The 15385-nt window shown below is 49.7% G+C and carries 13 protein-coding genes; 5 read left to right on the forward strand and 8 right to left on the reverse strand.

Going from position 1 to position 15385, the window contains the following annotated elements; translation table 11 throughout:
* Positions 1-292: 292 nt before the first annotated feature.
* The 5 genes from EPA93_RS18540 to EPA93_RS18560 form a co-directional block, all read right to left on the reverse strand.
* On the reverse strand, positions 293-1183 hold the full coding sequence (locus EPA93_RS18540; protein ID WP_129888935.1) for a bifunctional 5,10-methylenetetrahydrofolate dehydrogenase/5,10-methenyltetrahydrofolate cyclohydrolase: 891 nt from the start codon (positions 1181-1183) through the stop codon (positions 293-295).
* Positions 1180-1803 (reverse strand): cyclodeaminase/cyclohydrolase family protein, encoded by a 624-nt coding sequence (locus EPA93_RS18545; protein WP_129888936.1) that lies wholly within the window; start codon positions 1801-1803, stop codon positions 1180-1182. The genes EPA93_RS18540 and EPA93_RS18545 overlap by 4 nt, the downstream gene beginning before the upstream one ends.
* Before the next feature lie 188 nt (positions 1804-1991).
* Positions 1992-2792, reverse strand: coding sequence for an energy-coupling factor transporter transmembrane component T family protein (locus EPA93_RS18550; protein ID WP_129888937.1), 801 nt, complete (start codon positions 2790-2792; stop codon positions 1992-1994).
* A complete protein-coding gene (locus EPA93_RS18555) occupies positions 2789-4552 on the reverse strand; it encodes an ABC transporter ATP-binding protein (protein WP_129888938.1) in 1764 nt (587 codons plus the stop codon). The genes EPA93_RS18550 and EPA93_RS18555 overlap by 4 nt, the downstream gene beginning before the upstream one ends.
* A gap of 9 nt (positions 4553-4561) precedes the next feature.
* Positions 4562-5158 carry an ECF transporter S component gene (locus EPA93_RS18560; protein ID WP_129888939.1) on the reverse strand — a complete coding sequence of 199 codons (597 nt, stop codon included), beginning with the start codon at positions 5156-5158 and terminating at the stop codon, positions 4562-4564.
* Positions 5159-5545: 387 nt separating this feature from the next.
* On the opposite strand from EPA93_RS18560, the gene EPA93_RS18565 reads away from it, so the two are divergent.
* Entirely contained in the window at positions 5546-6274 is a 729-nt protein-coding gene (locus EPA93_RS18565) for an endonuclease III domain-containing protein (RefSeq protein ID WP_129888940.1), read from the forward strand.
* 71 nt (positions 6275-6345) lie between these two features.
* Here EPA93_RS18565 and EPA93_RS18570 read toward each other — a convergent pair whose 3' ends face one another.
* The 3 genes from EPA93_RS18570 to EPA93_RS18580 form a co-directional block, all read right to left on the reverse strand.
* A complete protein-coding gene (locus EPA93_RS18570; protein ID WP_129888941.1) occupies positions 6346-7395 on the reverse strand; it encodes an SPFH domain-containing protein in 1050 nt (349 codons plus the stop codon).
* Positions 7396-7447: 52 nt separating this feature from the next.
* Positions 7448-9262, reverse strand: a complete 1815-nt coding sequence (locus EPA93_RS18575) for a hypothetical protein (protein WP_129888942.1) — start codon at positions 9260-9262, stop codon at positions 7448-7450.
* A gap of 102 nt (positions 9263-9364) precedes the next feature.
* Entirely contained in the window at positions 9365-10057 is a 693-nt protein-coding gene (locus EPA93_RS18580; protein ID WP_129888943.1) for a toll/interleukin-1 receptor domain-containing protein, read from the reverse strand.
* 398 nt (positions 10058-10455) lie between these two features.
* Between EPA93_RS18580 and EPA93_RS18585 the strand changes: the two genes are divergently transcribed.
* From EPA93_RS18585 to EPA93_RS18600, 4 genes are all read left to right on the forward strand, one after another.
* Positions 10456-11256, forward strand: a complete 801-nt coding sequence (locus tag EPA93_RS18585) for a general stress protein (protein ID WP_129888944.1) — start codon at positions 10456-10458, stop codon at positions 11254-11256.
* A gap of 805 nt (positions 11257-12061) precedes the next feature.
* Entirely contained in the window at positions 12062-13147 is a 1086-nt protein-coding gene (locus EPA93_RS18590; RefSeq protein ID WP_129888945.1) for a Vgb family protein, read from the forward strand.
* Between the two features lie 158 nt (positions 13148-13305).
* Entirely contained in the window at positions 13306-14373 is a 1068-nt protein-coding gene (gene ltaE / locus EPA93_RS18595) for a low-specificity L-threonine aldolase (RefSeq protein WP_129888946.1), read from the forward strand.
* A 142-nt stretch (positions 14374-14515) separates the two neighbouring features.
* Complete coding sequence (locus EPA93_RS18600) at positions 14516-15334, forward strand: SDR family NAD(P)-dependent oxidoreductase (protein WP_129888947.1); 819 nt, start codon at positions 14516-14518, stop codon at positions 15332-15334.
* Positions 15335-15385: the final 51 nt, after the last annotated feature.

The raw sequence follows: 15385 nt of genomic DNA on the forward strand, positions 1-15385 counted from the left end.
AAATAGTTAGCAATTGGCGTTCATGAGGTAGAGATGAGCATCAGTTAATCTATCCAGCATCATAGAGCGGGACGATAAGGTGCGCGAAAATCCAAGTTACTCATCTGTCTGGATAAATCATGCCAGACCACAACGCTTGTCACGCTGTGGCCTAGATGTACTGAGTAGTTTGTTCTCTATCTGAGTTGCTTGTAATCACATTTTTGTAGGATAAAGACAATCCGACGAGCTACACATGATCTATGGGATTGGCCCTCGTAGAGAAACTGTACAGGCTGGTTCCAACAAATACTCAGGAGCGAAACGCTTCTTGTCCACTGGAGGATCGACCGCCGATCTGGTACCAGGCGGCCTGTATACACTGCTTGAGCAGCAATACATTTGTCAAAGGCCCGACGCCACCAGGAGTTGGTGTTACCGCGCCAGCTACCTCACGCACCGAAGCGAAATCCACATCGCCAACAATACCCCCTTCAGGCAGGGCGTTAATACCAACATCGATTACGATAGCGCCCGAACGTACCATCTCAGCAGTTACCATATTTGCGCGCCCAACAGCTGCCACCAGGATATCAGCACGTCGCGTAACGGCGGCCAGATTCTCGGTGCGCGAATGGCATACGGTTACAGTAGCATTTTTTTGCAGGAGCATTATGGAAAGAGGCTTACCAACCACATTGCTGCGTCCAATAACTACTGCCTGCTTCCCCGCAAGAGGAGTTCTGGTACGCTCCAGAATTTCCATCACAGCCGCGGCTGTCGACGGCAGAAAACTGGGTACGCCAAGGAAAAGGTTCCCAGCGCTCTGAGGGCTGATGCCGTCGATATCCTTTTCAGGTGCAATGGTATCGGCGACCATCTTTTGCGAGAGATGGGAAGGCAAGGGCATCTGTACAATTATTCCCTGTACCGCTTGATCCTGATTTAAATGCAGCAGCAGCGAGCGCAGATCATCGGGCGATGCAGACTCGGGCAATTGCTCCAACCTGGCCTCTACGCCAATATCGGTAGCTATGCGCAAAATAGCCTTACTATAGACGCCGGAAGCAGCATCACCACCCACACGCACAATTACCAATCCAGGAGCCTGCCCCCGCACCTGTTTATAGTTCTGAACTTCCTCACGTAACTCAGCCCGAATCTCCTTGCCCATCGCTCGCCCATCCAGAGTAGTTGCTGTCACGCTCTACCTCCTACAATACTAATCACCTCCTGGCTCCCGGTGGAGATGCTATCCAGGGCTACATGGAGCCGCTCATCCAACTCTTTGACGCGTGCAGCATCTTTCATGGCCTTTAAATTTGTGCGCACCATCCATGAAGCACCCGTGGCCGCGCTTGAAGCTAGCATCGTTCCGGTTGCAACATCGCTGAGCACATTGGCATTACCGATCTCAGCAATTCGTTTACAACACTTGATCAATTCGACAGCGCTCTCTGCCACTTCCATTGGCACTAGAGCCGCCTCAACCAGGCGCTCCTGGATTGCTTTAGTGCGTGCAGCTTTCTCTTCGCTTGTACTGCGAGGTAGCTTAAAACATGCCGAGAGGCGACCATAGGCATCTATATCTTCTTGCATAAGCTGCTGAAAGCGTACGCGCAATTGCTCGGTTCGTTGAATAAGGGTCTCTATCTCTGTTTGAACTTCGGCATAGCCAGCTTTACCCAGAGTAAGCCGCGCCACCATACAGGCCAACCCAGCGCCGAGCGCGCCACTTAGCGCAGCAGCAGAGCCGCCTCCCGGTGTTGGCTGATCCGATGCCAGTTCATTCAGATAATCACGCAAATATTTATCCAGATACATAAGATCACTTTCTGCAAAATGTTATAGCGAGGATTATCCCCATAACATTCTAGCACCAGACGAAACAAGCGTCGAGGGCAGGCATATTAAACTATCACTCTCCCCCAGGAATCCGCCCTGGCTACTCTTGCTCTCTTCTTCAGCAGAAAGATGACTATTACTGCTTTGTTTGTCCACCTGAGCGGCCTTCAGAGCAGTGACAGACCAAACCAGAGGGCTAGGGCAATGATCAAGGCACAGGCAAGCCAATAGAAAGGAGGCATAAGCAAATCGTTGCACTTTAAAGACAGGCGGCGATAGTAGGTACGTGTCGCATAGGCGCCAAAGGCCCGAGCATCCATCGCCATAGCTTTGCGTTCCGCGCTTCTCATCATACCGGCAAACAGCGGAAGAAAAGCGCGCCTGGTTCTCTCTATCTCCGCACGCACCCCTCGCTGATCCGTGACACCACGTACTTTCTGAGCAACACGAATGAGCTTCAACTCTTGTGCCAACAGCGGAATAAAGCGATATGCAATCATTACTGCGTAGCCAATGCGATAATCAACATGCCACTGCTGCACCAGAGCCCGCACCAGATCGGTCGCATCAGTTGTTAGCATAAAAATCAGCGTTACGCTATAGAAAGCCAACAGACGCAAGCATGTTGCCAGGCTCAAAAGCACACCCGCAAGGTGAATCTCTATTGGCCCAAGGGCAAAGAGTAACGGTGAACGAGCAGCCAGATCGCTTACTACAAATGGAGAGTATAAGACGAAGAAACCGACCAATGTAATCAGCAGAGGAGCAAGAACACGAGCCAGTTGGCGCGGAGGAATGCGCCCAAACGCCAACAGCACTAATAAATGCATTATGATGATTATCAAATGGACCCATATAGTTGTAGCGAATGCGAGAAAGATGAGTAGTGGCATTATAGCAATTGCCTTGCTTAGTGGGTTAAGCCGGTGAAGGGCCGAGTCTGTGGCATAATAGATTGGTCGCATCATGAGGCTGGCACCTCACCAGATGTTAAAGCTTGTGCCAGAAATTGCTCGACGGTAAGTACGTGGCGAAAGCCAGGACCATCTGTTATGGCAAGCTGTTGTGCCAGTTTCGCTATCGGTGGAAGCCCAAGATGTGCCTCCTGGAGAAGATTCGCCTGAGCAAACAGCTGCGCCACTTGACCATGATAGCGTAATTGCCCCTGGACCAGGACGGCAACATGCCGGGCATATTCGGCTACCAGGGCCATGTCATGGGTAATGATCACTATGGTTTGTCCTGCCCGGTTTAGCGTTTGTAAAAGATCCAATAATGCTCTAGCATTACGTTGATCTTGCCCAAAGGTTGGCTCGTCAAGAATCAAGATCTGCTGATCGCTCAGCAGCATCGTTGCCACACTCAGTCTACGCTTTTCTCCATGGCTGAGCGTAAAAGGATTCGCCTTGGCATACCGGCTCAAAGCAAATTGCTCCAGAACGCGCCTCACCCGTTGCTCAATCTCCCACGCTGGAAGATGGAGTTGCTGGAGACCAAAACGCAATTCCTCTTCCACCGAGCCAGCCACAAACTGGTGCTCAGGATTTTGGAATACGTAACCCACCCGCTTGAGAAGTTCCCGGGGAGAAAGAGTAGTAATATCTGCCCCATAGTGAAAAACAGAGCCGCGCGCAGGATGCACAATATCCGCCAGATGATAGGCAAGCGTGGTCTTTCCTGCTCCATTGGCCCCGACAAGGGCAAGAAAATCCCCTGGCGGGACACGCAAAGAAATGTCTTCTAGAATCCGCTGTTCGCCTACGTGAAACGAGAGATGACGCACTTCAACTGCAGGCACGCTCTGTTTCACAGAAGATATGGGGAGAAGAGTCCGAGGTAGAACAGGAGAGCATGCTACTTCTGATAGTGAATTTGTCCTGGCCGGCGCATGTTTCCAGGCAGCTAGCGCTTCCTCGTGCGTAAGAGGAAATGGTTCCAGCGTCCAACCTGACGCGTGCAGCCGATGCGCCAAAAGCGCCACTTGTGGCATCCAGATCCCCTCTTTCGTGAGGAGCTCCGCGTGCTCCGTAAAGACGGTACGAGGATCTCCTTCTACGAGGATCTTTCCTCCGGCAGCCAGCACCACCACCCTGTCAATAAAATCGAGCACGTCGTCTAGCTTATGTTCGATTAAGATAATAGTATAGAGACCAGTTTGCTTGAGATCCCTGATGGCAGCGAACACGTCTCGCGTTCCCAGGGGATCAAGATTGGCGGTTGGTTCATCAAACACCAGAATGCGTGGGCGCATCGCGAGGGCGCAGGCGAGGGAGAGCCTCTGCTTGTAACCGCCAGATAAAGATTCTACGGGAGCCTCTCTTAACTTCAAGAGTCCCACTTGTGAGAGGGCTATATCAATACGTGTCTTTATTTCTTCGGCAGGCACGCAGAGATTCTCCAGCCCAAAGGCTACCTCCTCCTCGACTGTGGCCATGACTAACTGGGCTTCGGGATCTTGAAAGACCATCCCTATCTGCTGGCTGAGCCTGGCAATAGGCATTGAAGTCGTCTCATAGCCGGCAACCGTAGCCATGCCTGCGAACCTCCCCAGATCGGCGTGCGGAATCAGGCCGTTGAGGCAGAGCGCAAGAGTGCTCTTGCCCGATCCTGACGCGCCTAGTAGGAGAACTGTTTCTCCCTCCTGAAACATCATGGAGACTCCTGCAAGCGTCTCCGCTCTCCGCCCCGTATACGTAAAATGAAGATCTGCAAGTGTGATGAACGCCATAGTGGAGTGCTACACCTCCTCTATCTGTTCGCGGCCAATAGCATACCCTCTCAGAACGCCCGTTCTCGCCAGAGCGTCAGCCACGAGCCTGGCAAAGAGGCCGCCCAGCAAACCACCAAGCAGATGCGCAATAATTGAGATCAACTGAACTGCAGGTGCCAGGCGGGAAGAATTGTAGAGCGCATAATTAATGGCGACAGGACCAAGATTCCCTACGGCCCCAGCACAACAGAGGAAGAGCAAAGTGAAATTGCGATAGCGAGTGAGTGCAAATGGAACCTCGCTAAAGAGTCCCACTACCGCCTGAATCAGCAGGATGATCCAGCCAAAAGGAGAGAAAGGGCCTTCAATCACTCCCACGAGGAGAGCCCCGAGAAAAGCCGAGCCCGGCTTTCTAAGAATGTAGGGTACCATGATGCCTGCGAGCACCCATAGCCCTGTCAGGAGCGCATTCACGAAAGGCGGAATCACCATCATAAGCGCATGTGTATACAACAGTATGGGCAGAAGAATGATGCCAAAGACGACAGGAATGAGGACCGCCACCAGCAGATCACGCGTATTCCAGGTCTCCAGAGCTCTCCGCCTGGTTGAAGAGGGATTCATCTTGTATGTTCCTTTACAAAAAGGTATTTGCTGAGACCAGTATACTTGCTACCTTCTGCCTGGTGTATGGGGAGATCTCCGGAATTTCTCACCTGATATTTGTTGTGCATAATGGGCAAAACGCCCTACAAATATCACTCTCGGAGACAAAAAAATAGGGATATATCCGCATAGCAGAAAATACTCTTTCCTTATCTTTTGAAGTCATTAGCAACGCGATGGATCTGGCGAATGATGGCGCCTAATTCTGAAATCGGCCTTGAAATAGAGCTAGTTGAGACTAATCAGTTTGAAGATAGTTGATGAAATGGCCATGCCTCTTGCATACGGCAGAGGCCAGGGATAGAATAGCCGCATAGGAGAAAATAAGGAGTAAGGAACACGGGAATGGCCACATCTATCATACCTACTATTCACTTAACCAGGGTATATGATTTACTACTTGACACCTACGGTACCCCCGTCAACGAGCCGGACTATGATCCCCTGGGCGGACTCATTGGAACTATCCTTTCACAGCATACCTCGGATATCAATTCAGAACGCGCATATAAAAAGTTAATTGGCACTTTCCCGACCTGGGAAGAAGTACGTGATGCGCCCACCTATCAGGTCGCCGAAGCCATTAAATCGGGCGGGCTGGCCAACATTAAATCCGTGCGCATCCAGGATGTCTTACATACTTTAACTGAGCAGCAAGCACAACAGGGTGGCAGCAAAGCGCTTGCTGAATATCTCTCTGACGAACTGGCCCAGCGCGCAACAGAGGAGGCCTGGCGCTATTTACAACAACTTCCAGGCGTGGGACCCAAGACCGCCGCCTGCGTACTGATGTTTCATTTAGACCGGCCTGCCCTTCCTATTGACACGCACGTGCATCGTACCTCTCAGCGCTTAGGCCTTATTGGACCAAAGGTAAATGCCAATCAGGCTCATATCCTCTTAGCCCGCGTGACTCCAGCAGAATGGGTCTATCCTTTGCATGTCAATCTGATCACCCATGGGCGGCAAATCTGCCATGCCCAACGCCCGGAATGTGGGCGCTGCTCGCTCTACCACGCCTGTGCCTACGTTGGAAGTGTCAATGCGCAAGAAACGGCAGTCCCGGTTTCATAATCCTCTTTATTGTCAAGGTATGAAAGACAGGCGGCCTGACACTATCTCACAACAGCGTGAACTGCATACCCTTAGTGGCCGCCTTCTCCTTGCCTCCTCCGGGAGTTATTTAAGCGCATATCAGTAACATTCTGTCCACGGATATCCGCTGAAGGCTTCTCAAGGAAAAGTTGAGGTGGCTGTAGGGATTGCAGTTGCAATAAGCCAGGGAAATATTGTAAGACAGCGGGATTTTGCCGAAAGAACTCAGGAATCGAGTTATCCACCTTATCAAGTTCTTTGAGGATATATTCTGCCCACTGTGGATTGACTGTATTGAACACAATCTCGCGTAACTTTTGTTGGTAGATATGGGCCTGTCGCTTTGCTTCCTGTTCAAGCTCAAAGTTTGTATCTTTAGACTTCTCTCTGCGATTATAGGCTTTTTGCTTGGAATCCTCAATCTGTGTAAAGTTAGATTTGACTCTTTGTACCTCCGCTTTTGAACGCTCTTTAGCCTTCTCAATCTCGGTCTGTTTTTCGATTTCACGTATTTTTCGACGCTGTGGATCATCCATGATATCAGCAACACTGCGCACAATCCAGATGCCAAGGTTTCGCCCTTCGTGATTTTTGAAGGCCGCCGACTCAAAATCTCTTCGCTTTAGCTTATCATGCCCCACAGATTCTGCATAACGTCTAAATGCTCTCTCCACCGACGCTTTAAAGCGAATAATCGGGTCCAGTCGATAGTCCTTGAAGGCTTGAAAGTAGCACCGTAGAAAGGTAGAAGGATTATTTACTCTTATGGTGACTTCCGCATTATATGTAGGGTTGTAACTATCTCTGGTGGTAAGCATACCCGATAGATAAAGAATTCGCGGCTCCAGGTCTACATAATAGATGACATCGCCGCTTCGTAACCGTGCCTGCGTATCTGCCGGTTTGGCATCTGCCCCCATCCCATCTTCAGAGGTTCGCAAGGAGCAGAGGTATTGTCCTCCCCGATAAACTTCCATGCTCCTCCCCTCAACAGCAGAAACATCGCGGCCTATCAGCCCCAGCACTCCCTGGATACGTTCCGGTTCAGGAGAAACCAGGCGAAGATTTACTGCATCATAGGCATTATTTCTATTTTGCATAACGCTTCCCTTCTTACATGCACCTGTTTTACTCGCCAGGAGGCAACCTTGCCTACCTGGTAATCAGGAGTAGTGCACCTTGCATCAGTTCTCCAATAGGATGTTGGCAAAGCTTCCCTTCGTCTCTCCACATAATCAGCTTCTCTCGATATGTCTCCACTGATCTACGAATCATTCCTCGGCCCTGTAAATCTCGACACCATTCAACTAGACGTTGGTCGAGATTAACCATAAAATTCGCAAATGCTGCATAAAGCGTTGTCAGGTCGTTTTCCGGCTGAGTAGTCACTATCTCAGCCCATTGACGCAACAAGTCAAAAGCAGCCTTATTTCTTTTCTCTATAATCGCTGCACAGAGCAATATAGATATATCGAGGTACCAGTGAAGCTCATTACGCGAGAGAAGGCCTGATAGCAGCATATCTCTACCATCGTGAGCAGGAATTGGGGGATGGTCAGGTAACGACTGGGCAACGTTATAGCTTACAGTCAAATCAGCACGTTTGGCGGAAAGCGAGGACGCAGCAATGAGGAAAAATGCATCGAATGTTATGCTCAGGGCAACCTCACGCTGTTGACGATACCACTGATAATTTTTCGCCGGAAGATAATGCTGATGCGACCAACGTTCCGCATTTGAAGCAAGGGCATCCAGGACTAAACGCACGTGGCCAGACCATGTAAAGGCGACATAAGCAGAGATAATAGAAGAGGTAAATTCACTCAGACGTGCCCTCTCTATCTTCTGCATTGGAAGCTGAAGCAACTGTGCGATACCCGCAAGCGCAATTTCAGGTGATAACTTCCCAATTTGTCTATACGTCTGTGCCGCCGCACATGCTACCTGCATATTAGCCGACTGTTTGAAGCGTTCACCCCATTGCTTGAGCAATCTGAGAACAGAATCAGCAATTACGCCAGCAAATTTTTTATCAGGCTCACTGGTGCCAACCTGGTAAGCGCCACTCAACAGCAAAGCTACCAGACGCCTATGGCGATCACTTTCGCCATTCGCCCAGGCATTCGCTATTCGCCAGAGTTGATCAGTACTTTGATAAGCAAGAATTGCGCCCAATGCTCGTGTCAAGCGGCGTGAGCACTCACCAGCCAGTTCCCCTGGCCATTGCAACAGCATATCCAGGAAGCTTTGTCCAGGCTGACTACCGGGCCACTCTATGGACTCATCGGCGATAAAACGCAGAACCCGGGCGCCAAATTCGGCATTCTGCCAGAGAAGGCGAGAAACGCCTCCTGCATGAGTAGCAGTAGTATACGTACGCCTTCTCAGCCGTGTGGCTGAGCGCGCGGGTATCGCTCCATCCCTTGCTGGCTGGGCGTCTCCCTGCCCTAATCTTACGGGCGAGCTGCAAGCTAGATAAAGATCCCTTGCCTTCATTGACACATCCGCAACCGGAGCACCTTGTAAGATAGCCACAGTTACTACATAGTAACGCTCGTATTCATCCAGCTGGTAAAACCAGTCATCAATTTCTGCTGGCATCTCAGCGGCATCTGTCTGCGTCAAAGCATATTCAACATCTTCATTAGCAAGGGCTGCATCTTGCAAGGCCTCACCTACGCGCATTTGTACATCTTTTTGATCGGCAGAAAACGCAGTGCGGTCATGCGCGCGATTTTTGCTGATAATAGTAAGGCCACATGCTTCAAGAACTTTCATCCACTCTAGAGGGCTAGAGCTATAGTGGTTGACGATGCCATAGTTATCACCCTGGACAGAGGCATTTACTGTATCTGCCTGTACCTGATATTTCGTGGCTTCTTGATAATTCGACTGTTGGATATCAGGGCTCTGCACATCACCCTCTGGAGTTTCGCTGTCAGCTATCTCATGCTCAGCTTCTGACATATTTTCCTCAAATCTCTGTACTACCTAATAATAATGCAAGGTATCCATGACACTCAGTATGGCCAGGACAAGGCTTCCGTGGGATGCTACACGCAGAGAAGTTCAAGATGAAGGATCATCGCAAAAGAGCTCTTTTAGCTTTACTAGCTCTGCAAGATCAAAACCACGCTCGTTAACAGTACCAAAATTATCGCCCTGCACAAGCACCTTCATCTCTTTAGCACGAATATTGTATTTTCCAGATGATGGAGCCTTGATATGTTGAGAAGATGGTACAACTTCTGCTGGCCGCTTGAAGCTACGATGGGCCACCCTGCCAGCAGACTCTTGCTTGCCCATAATTTCGTCAATTACTTGACGAATTCCCATCACAACATGAACAAAAAACTCATCATGATTCGGCCAATTTGCAATAGGTCTTATGTCAGCCGGCAGTGCCTGTAGCTTACTGAAAGGAGCATATTTCCAATCGCAGCTACGTAAGATCACAGGTATTACCTTTGCAGCACCAACTTCATGCCTCTGAAGCACTATTCTCATCCTTTTCTCTGCACAATAGTATGAATCTAGAAAGTCTGAGCTCACTAATAAAAGGATGATCTGTGCTGCATTCAATTGATATTCGATCTGTGCTTCCCACTCACAGCCAGGGCTCAGCATTTGCTCATGCCAACATTCAATTAGCCCTGAACGTTGTAATAGAACAAGATGCTTGCCTAGTTCTTCGCATAGGGATTGATCAGCCTGAGAATAACAGTAAAAGAGGCGAATAGCTGGGACTAGCGAATCAACCATAACTCACTCCAGTTCTTCCAGGTGAAGAATCAGCAAAATCACTTATATTCCAGTGGAAAGTATAGTTGCCCTCGCATAGGGTTATCAAGCGATACACTTATAAATAGGAGAAAACAGCCAGATACTTTTAAATACGATATGAGCCTGAATGAAACATTAAGCTTTGTAATAAGTACTTTCAATATAACTTAGTATATTCTCCTTCAGGTCCGTAATACAAGTCCTCACAAATATCTCCCAAGACTTGCATCTTTTTGGGGCTCAGACACGTGAAAACCATGAAAATATATCATATCTCAACAGCAGAAATATTCAGATATTCATCCCAAATACATGGTTCAGTAATAAAGAATACTAGCTGGCACCAGTCATCAGCCTCATAGAAAGGGAGCAGATCTATGACAGCAAATCCACATTCAGCAGCCGTTGGGGTTTTCAAAGATCGATCAATGGCCGAGCAGGCGGTAAATGCGCTTCTCGACGCAGGCTTTAGCCATGATCAGATCCGCTACGCTACCGCTGGCAGTTCCTCTGGCGGCTTCTTCAACGACTTGAAGAGCATGTTCAGCACTTCTAGCGTCACGGGAAGCAATCTCGTTAGCGACCTTAGCCATATGGGTCTCAGCAATGAAGAAGCCCGCTTCTACGCTAATGAGTACGAAAACGGCAATTCCATTGTCGCAGTTAATGCTCCGGGGCATGAGCAGGACGCCATGAACGTTTTGCACAAGCAAGGAGCGTACAACTATTATCATACTGTAGCAAATGCCGCTCCAACTGGCGGCACTACTCAGGAGCAGCCGGTTAATACACAAACACCAGGAAGATACGCGACCCCCTCCCGAGAGGATGAACTGGCCCGACAACGACAGGCTGAATATCAAGCAGCCCAGGGAATAACTCCTGGGAGAGAGGTTCGTACAGGCGAAAGCAGGAAAGACGCAACTGCCGCCTCAACCCGTGAGACCCAGCTTCAGGATCTACGAGCGCAACTTGAAGCAACTCAGCAGCAACTGCAGGCAGCGCGCACACGCCTCCAGGCTGCAAAGGAGCACGAAGCCCAGATTCGTAGTGCCCGCGAAAGCGAAGCGGAATTTGAAGCGACGCGCAAACAGCTCCAGGATGCTCAAACGCAACTTCAATCTACCCTGGCCGAGTTGCGAGAGACAGAAGCACGCCTTGGTTCTTCGACTCGTTAGCAGGCGGTCAGTACTGAGCTGATTTTATGACTCCCTACGATCCACAGCTCATTTGCTTCAGGGATAGGCAGTTTTATCCCTGAAGCTCTTCTAGTTAGATACCCCTATTAGAAATGCCCCACACATCCTGCCTGCTGCACGCTGAAAAGAGCCTCTCGGCCACACAAAAGAGCAAGTAAAGGCGCAACAATATCCTGGCTCTGGATTGCACAAGCAAATTTTCTCAGTATAGTGTGCTAATATTACAAGCACATGAATATCGAGGTGAAGAGCAAGCAAATATTCTTTCATACTTTAGATACCTCAATCGCCATTGAGCAGAGAGGGAAAAAGTTCCTATTCAGCTTGTATAAAGGCGACTAGTCGAGGTTATTGTGGTACCTTTTTTTTAGTCTATAATTTTTAACTGATTTCTAATCTAAACTTATTGTCAACGACTCCGGGCCAAACAGCACAGCAATATTTCTGAGCAGGTCTGCTGCTGTCCAGCCCACATTCTTGGCTGCGTGGGAGGCGAAGCCAAGGAACATCTATTTTCTGCATACAACACCTGAACAGGGCCTAAATACCTGGTCCTCTTTATCCCAGTTTCCACTCAATTAGTGGATGTGTTGAGTATGCTGAATCTGTGGACACTTTACTGATTGTTCATCAAGGAGTACTCCTTGCATCGCGGTCAGAAAGGGTAAACAGTATGATCAAGGCTTAATATTTCTGGAAAGTGTCTTAGATGTTGAAATTAAACAAAAAGTTCGTATTCAGCGCGGGAGTGGCTCTTCTCCTAATTATAGGAGGGTTCATCTATATGCGAACTAAAATAGCAAACAACGGGTCAGATACGATGACACCCACTCCAGTTAATCGCGCACACCCGGTCATAGAACTCCCGGCATCTACTCATCGTGTTCAAGCCACAACGGCTACGCAAGCAGGCACTTCGTTAAATCCCTGGGGTATCGCCATAGATAGCGAGCATGGCTTTGTATGGGTTGCAGAACCGGGCTGCGAACCCTTGCCCAAGTGCCAGACAGCATTTCCAGGTATTATAGGTAAATATTCTCTCGCCGATGGCAGCTTCATTGAGGATATGAAAGAGCCCGCCGGTTACTCAAGCCCGCTTTTTGCCGCAGTCGACCCCAACGGGCATATCTGGTTTACCCAACCAACCAGCGATGCCATAGGAGAGCTCGACCCCCAACACAAAATCTGGCATCAATGGCCTGTAAGCAAAAACAGCTCTCCTTATGATTTACTCTTTGACAAACGTGGGAACATCTGGTTCACCGAAATGGGAGGCAATCATATTGGTTTTTTCAATCCTACGACCCACAAACTCGTAGAAACACCGATCCCCACCACAAATAGCAACCCCTATGGCATTACCATGGACCCTCAAGGAAATATCTGGTTTACTGAAAATAGGGAAGGGGTAAGCCAGATCGGTAGCTTCACACCCACAGAATCAGGAACAATAAGCATATCAGAGCATCCTGCGGGAGTCAAACAGCCACACCTGATCACTGCCGATAAAGCAGGAAATATCTGGTATAGTGCAGCCTTTGCAGGACAAATTGGCGAATTTATTCCATCTTCCAATACTAATACTATCTACACTGTAACAGGCAATATATGTCCAAACCCCCTTGCATGTTACAATACACATATCTCAGGCATTGCTGCCGATGCCAAAGGCAACATCTGGTTCACTGACTCATTAAGCGCTCGGGTTGGCTATCTGATTCCAGCATCAGGAGCGATAAAAACAATAACTGTACCAAGGAAAGATGCTCATCCTCACGATGGGCTGGCTGTCGACAAGTATAATACTGTCTGGTTCACCGAGCAAAACGAATTTGAGCTAGTGATGTGGCCCGACGGCACATTAAAATAAACTCTATTCATACAATGCTATGAGGGGAGCGAATACTCCCCTCATGCCTTCCGCAATTTTTAGGGAAAGCTCTAGATCAAGGCATAAACCCGAGTATCAGCCAAAATGATAAAATAAATTACCACACTTATTTGGACTTCACCCGGAAAGGCAAACGCATGTCTATTGATCTACGCAGCGACACAGTAACACTTCCCAGCCCAGCCATGCGGGAAGCAATGTATCAGGCAGAATTGGGCGACGACGTTTATGGAGAAGATCCCACCATTAATCGCCTCCAGGAGCTAGCGGCTGAACGCACAGGTAAAGAAGCTGCGCTTTTCGTACCCAGCGGCACTATGGGCAATGCGATCGCAACCCTGGTACATGCGCAACGCGGCAGGACGGTTATTGCTGGAGACGCCTCACATATTTACAACTACGAAGCTGGCGGCCCATCGACGTTAGGCGGCTCTCCTCTGCGCCCGGTTCCCAATCTTTCCGATGGTATGCTTGATCTTGACAAGCTGCGTGCCGAGCTGACTGATGAGAGCGATACCCACATAGCACCCGCCGCGCTGGTTTGTATTGAGAATACGCATAATCGCTGTGGAGGGGCTGTGCTCAACCAGAGCCAGATAGAGACCATTGCTAACCTGGCTCATGCCCAGGGTGTGGCGGTCCATATAGATGGAGCCCGTATCTTCAATGCCGCCATCGCGCTAGGCGTACCAGTCCATGAACTAGCGCGTCCCGTCGACTCTCTTATGTTCTGCCTCTCTAAGGGCTTAAGCGCTCCTGTTGGCTCAATGCTGGTTGGTAACAAAGAATTTATTCGTCAGGCTACCCGCGTGCGCAAACTTCTTGGTGGTGGTATGCGTCAGGCAGGCGTGCTGGCAGCCGCGGGCATTATTGCGCTAGAGCAAATGGTGGAACGCCTGGCAGAAGACCACAAGCACTGTAAGCAATTGGCCCAGGGCTTAGCAGACTTTCCCCAGATTGAGGTTGATCCTGAACGCGTCGCCACCAATATACTGATCTTTCAGCTCCGCGATTCTCAGCAACAACCGCTAACACCAGCCAAGACTGCCCGGTTTTTACAGCTAGCAGGCAAGCATGGTGTGCTCATGGGATCTATGGGAGAGAAGGCTATCCGTGCGGTCACGCATTATGGTATAGAGGCCGAACACATCACATCGGCCATCACGGGTATCAGGCGAGCTTTGATTGACACCGACATCGAATAATTCCAGGCTTACCGTCCTTTTTTCGAGTCAAAGCCATAGATCGTATGTCTATACCTACTAAATAGGCGTAAGGATAGGATCAGGAGGGCTGCTATCATCTCTGCCTGGACCTTTCCTTCATCGATGAAAGGAGCAATGCTATATGAGCTTGAAGAGCTTTGAGGATGCGGTTACTCTTATTACAGGGGCAGCAAGTGGCATTGGACGAGCTACGGCTCAGGCATGCTACGCTCGCGGTTCTCATGTTATCCTGGCAGATCTCAATGAAGCAGGCCTGCAACAGACGCTTCAGCTCTTACAGCAAAGCAATCCTTCATCTGGCAGGCAGATATTGACCAGCTGCACAGATGTGGCAGACGAAACGCAGGTTCAGCAGCTTATGCAGAAGACCCTGCAGGACTGCGGACATCTCGATCTGGTAGTTACCTGTGCAGGCATTGGACGAGGTGGTACGATAGATTCGTTCACAGGTTCCGAAATGCGCAATATACTTGATATTAACTTCATGGGAACCTATCATTGTGTACGCGCAGCACTGCCAGCCATGCGGCAGCAGAAAAGTGGGCATTTCGTTCTGCTTTCCTCTGTAGCAGGAAAGCTTGGCGCGCCCTTGCTTTCCGCCTACTGCGCAACCAAATGGGCAGTTCGCGGCTTCTCTATCGCCCTACGCGCCGAGCTCTACGGCACAGGCATCGGTATTACCACCGTCTATCCCGCCTGGGTCGACACACCCATGATTCATCAAGAGGCAGATCCAATGCAATCGCTCAACATCGAAGCATTGCTCACTCCGGCCCAGGTAGCCGATAGCATCGTCAAGGCCGTGCTAGACGATCGCGCGGACCTGACGCTAGCGCCAAATAAAGATATCGCCAGGACTTTAGAGCTCATGAAAGAAGCTCCGGAGCAGGCAGAGCAAGCTATGGGGGCGGCATACTACCGGCGTACGCACCAGCCATAGGCCCTGCTCTAGGCGTGGAACCTATGCTCGGCAGGTAGCACGCATGATTAG

Origin of the sequence: Ktedonosporobacter rubrisoli (assembly GCF_004208415.1) — a bacterium.
In the GTDB taxonomy this organism is placed as follows: domain Bacteria; phylum Chloroflexota; class Ktedonobacteria; order Ktedonobacterales; family Ktedonobacteraceae; genus Ktedonosporobacter; species Ktedonosporobacter rubrisoli.

Excerpts from the sequence above, each read along its gene's own strand:
- EPA93_RS18600 (WP_129888947.1), top strand. The coding sequence starts at position 14,516 with ATGAGCTTGAAGAGCTTTGAGGATGCGGTTACTCTTATTACAGGGGCA.
- EPA93_RS18560 (WP_129888939.1), bottom strand. The coding sequence starts at position 5,158 with ATGAATCCCTCTTCAACCAGGCGGAGAGCTCTGGAGACCTGGAATACG.
- EPA93_RS18585 (WP_129888944.1), top strand. The coding sequence starts at position 10,456 with ATGACAGCAAATCCACATTCAGCAGCCGTTGGGGTTTTCAAAGATCGA.
- EPA93_RS18565 (WP_129888940.1), top strand. The coding sequence starts at position 5,546 with ATGGCCACATCTATCATACCTACTATTCACTTAACCAGGGTATATGAT.
- EPA93_RS18590 (WP_129888945.1), top strand. The coding sequence starts at position 12,062 with ATGCGAACTAAAATAGCAAACAACGGGTCAGATACGATGACACCCACT.
- EPA93_RS18575 (WP_129888942.1), bottom strand. The coding sequence starts at position 9,262 with ATGTCAGAAGCTGAGCATGAGATAGCTGACAGCGAAACTCCAGAGGGT.
- EPA93_RS18580 (WP_129888943.1), bottom strand. The coding sequence starts at position 10,057 with ATGGTTGATTCGCTAGTCCCAGCTATTCGCCTCTTTTACTGTTATTCT.
- ltaE (WP_129888946.1), top strand. The coding sequence starts at position 13,306 with ATGTCTATTGATCTACGCAGCGACACAGTAACACTTCCCAGCCCAGCC.
- EPA93_RS18555 (WP_129888938.1), bottom strand. The coding sequence starts at position 4,552 with ATGGCGTTCATCACACTTGCAGATCTTCATTTTACGTATACGGGGCGG.
- EPA93_RS18545 (WP_129888936.1), bottom strand. The coding sequence starts at position 1,803 with ATGTATCTGGATAAATATTTGCGTGATTATCTGAATGAACTGGCATCG.
- EPA93_RS18570 (WP_129888941.1), bottom strand. The coding sequence starts at position 7,395 with ATGCAAAATAGAAATAATGCCTATGATGCAGTAAATCTTCGCCTGGTT.
- EPA93_RS18550 (WP_129888937.1), bottom strand. The coding sequence starts at position 2,792 with ATGATGCGACCAATCTATTATGCCACAGACTCGGCCCTTCACCGGCTT.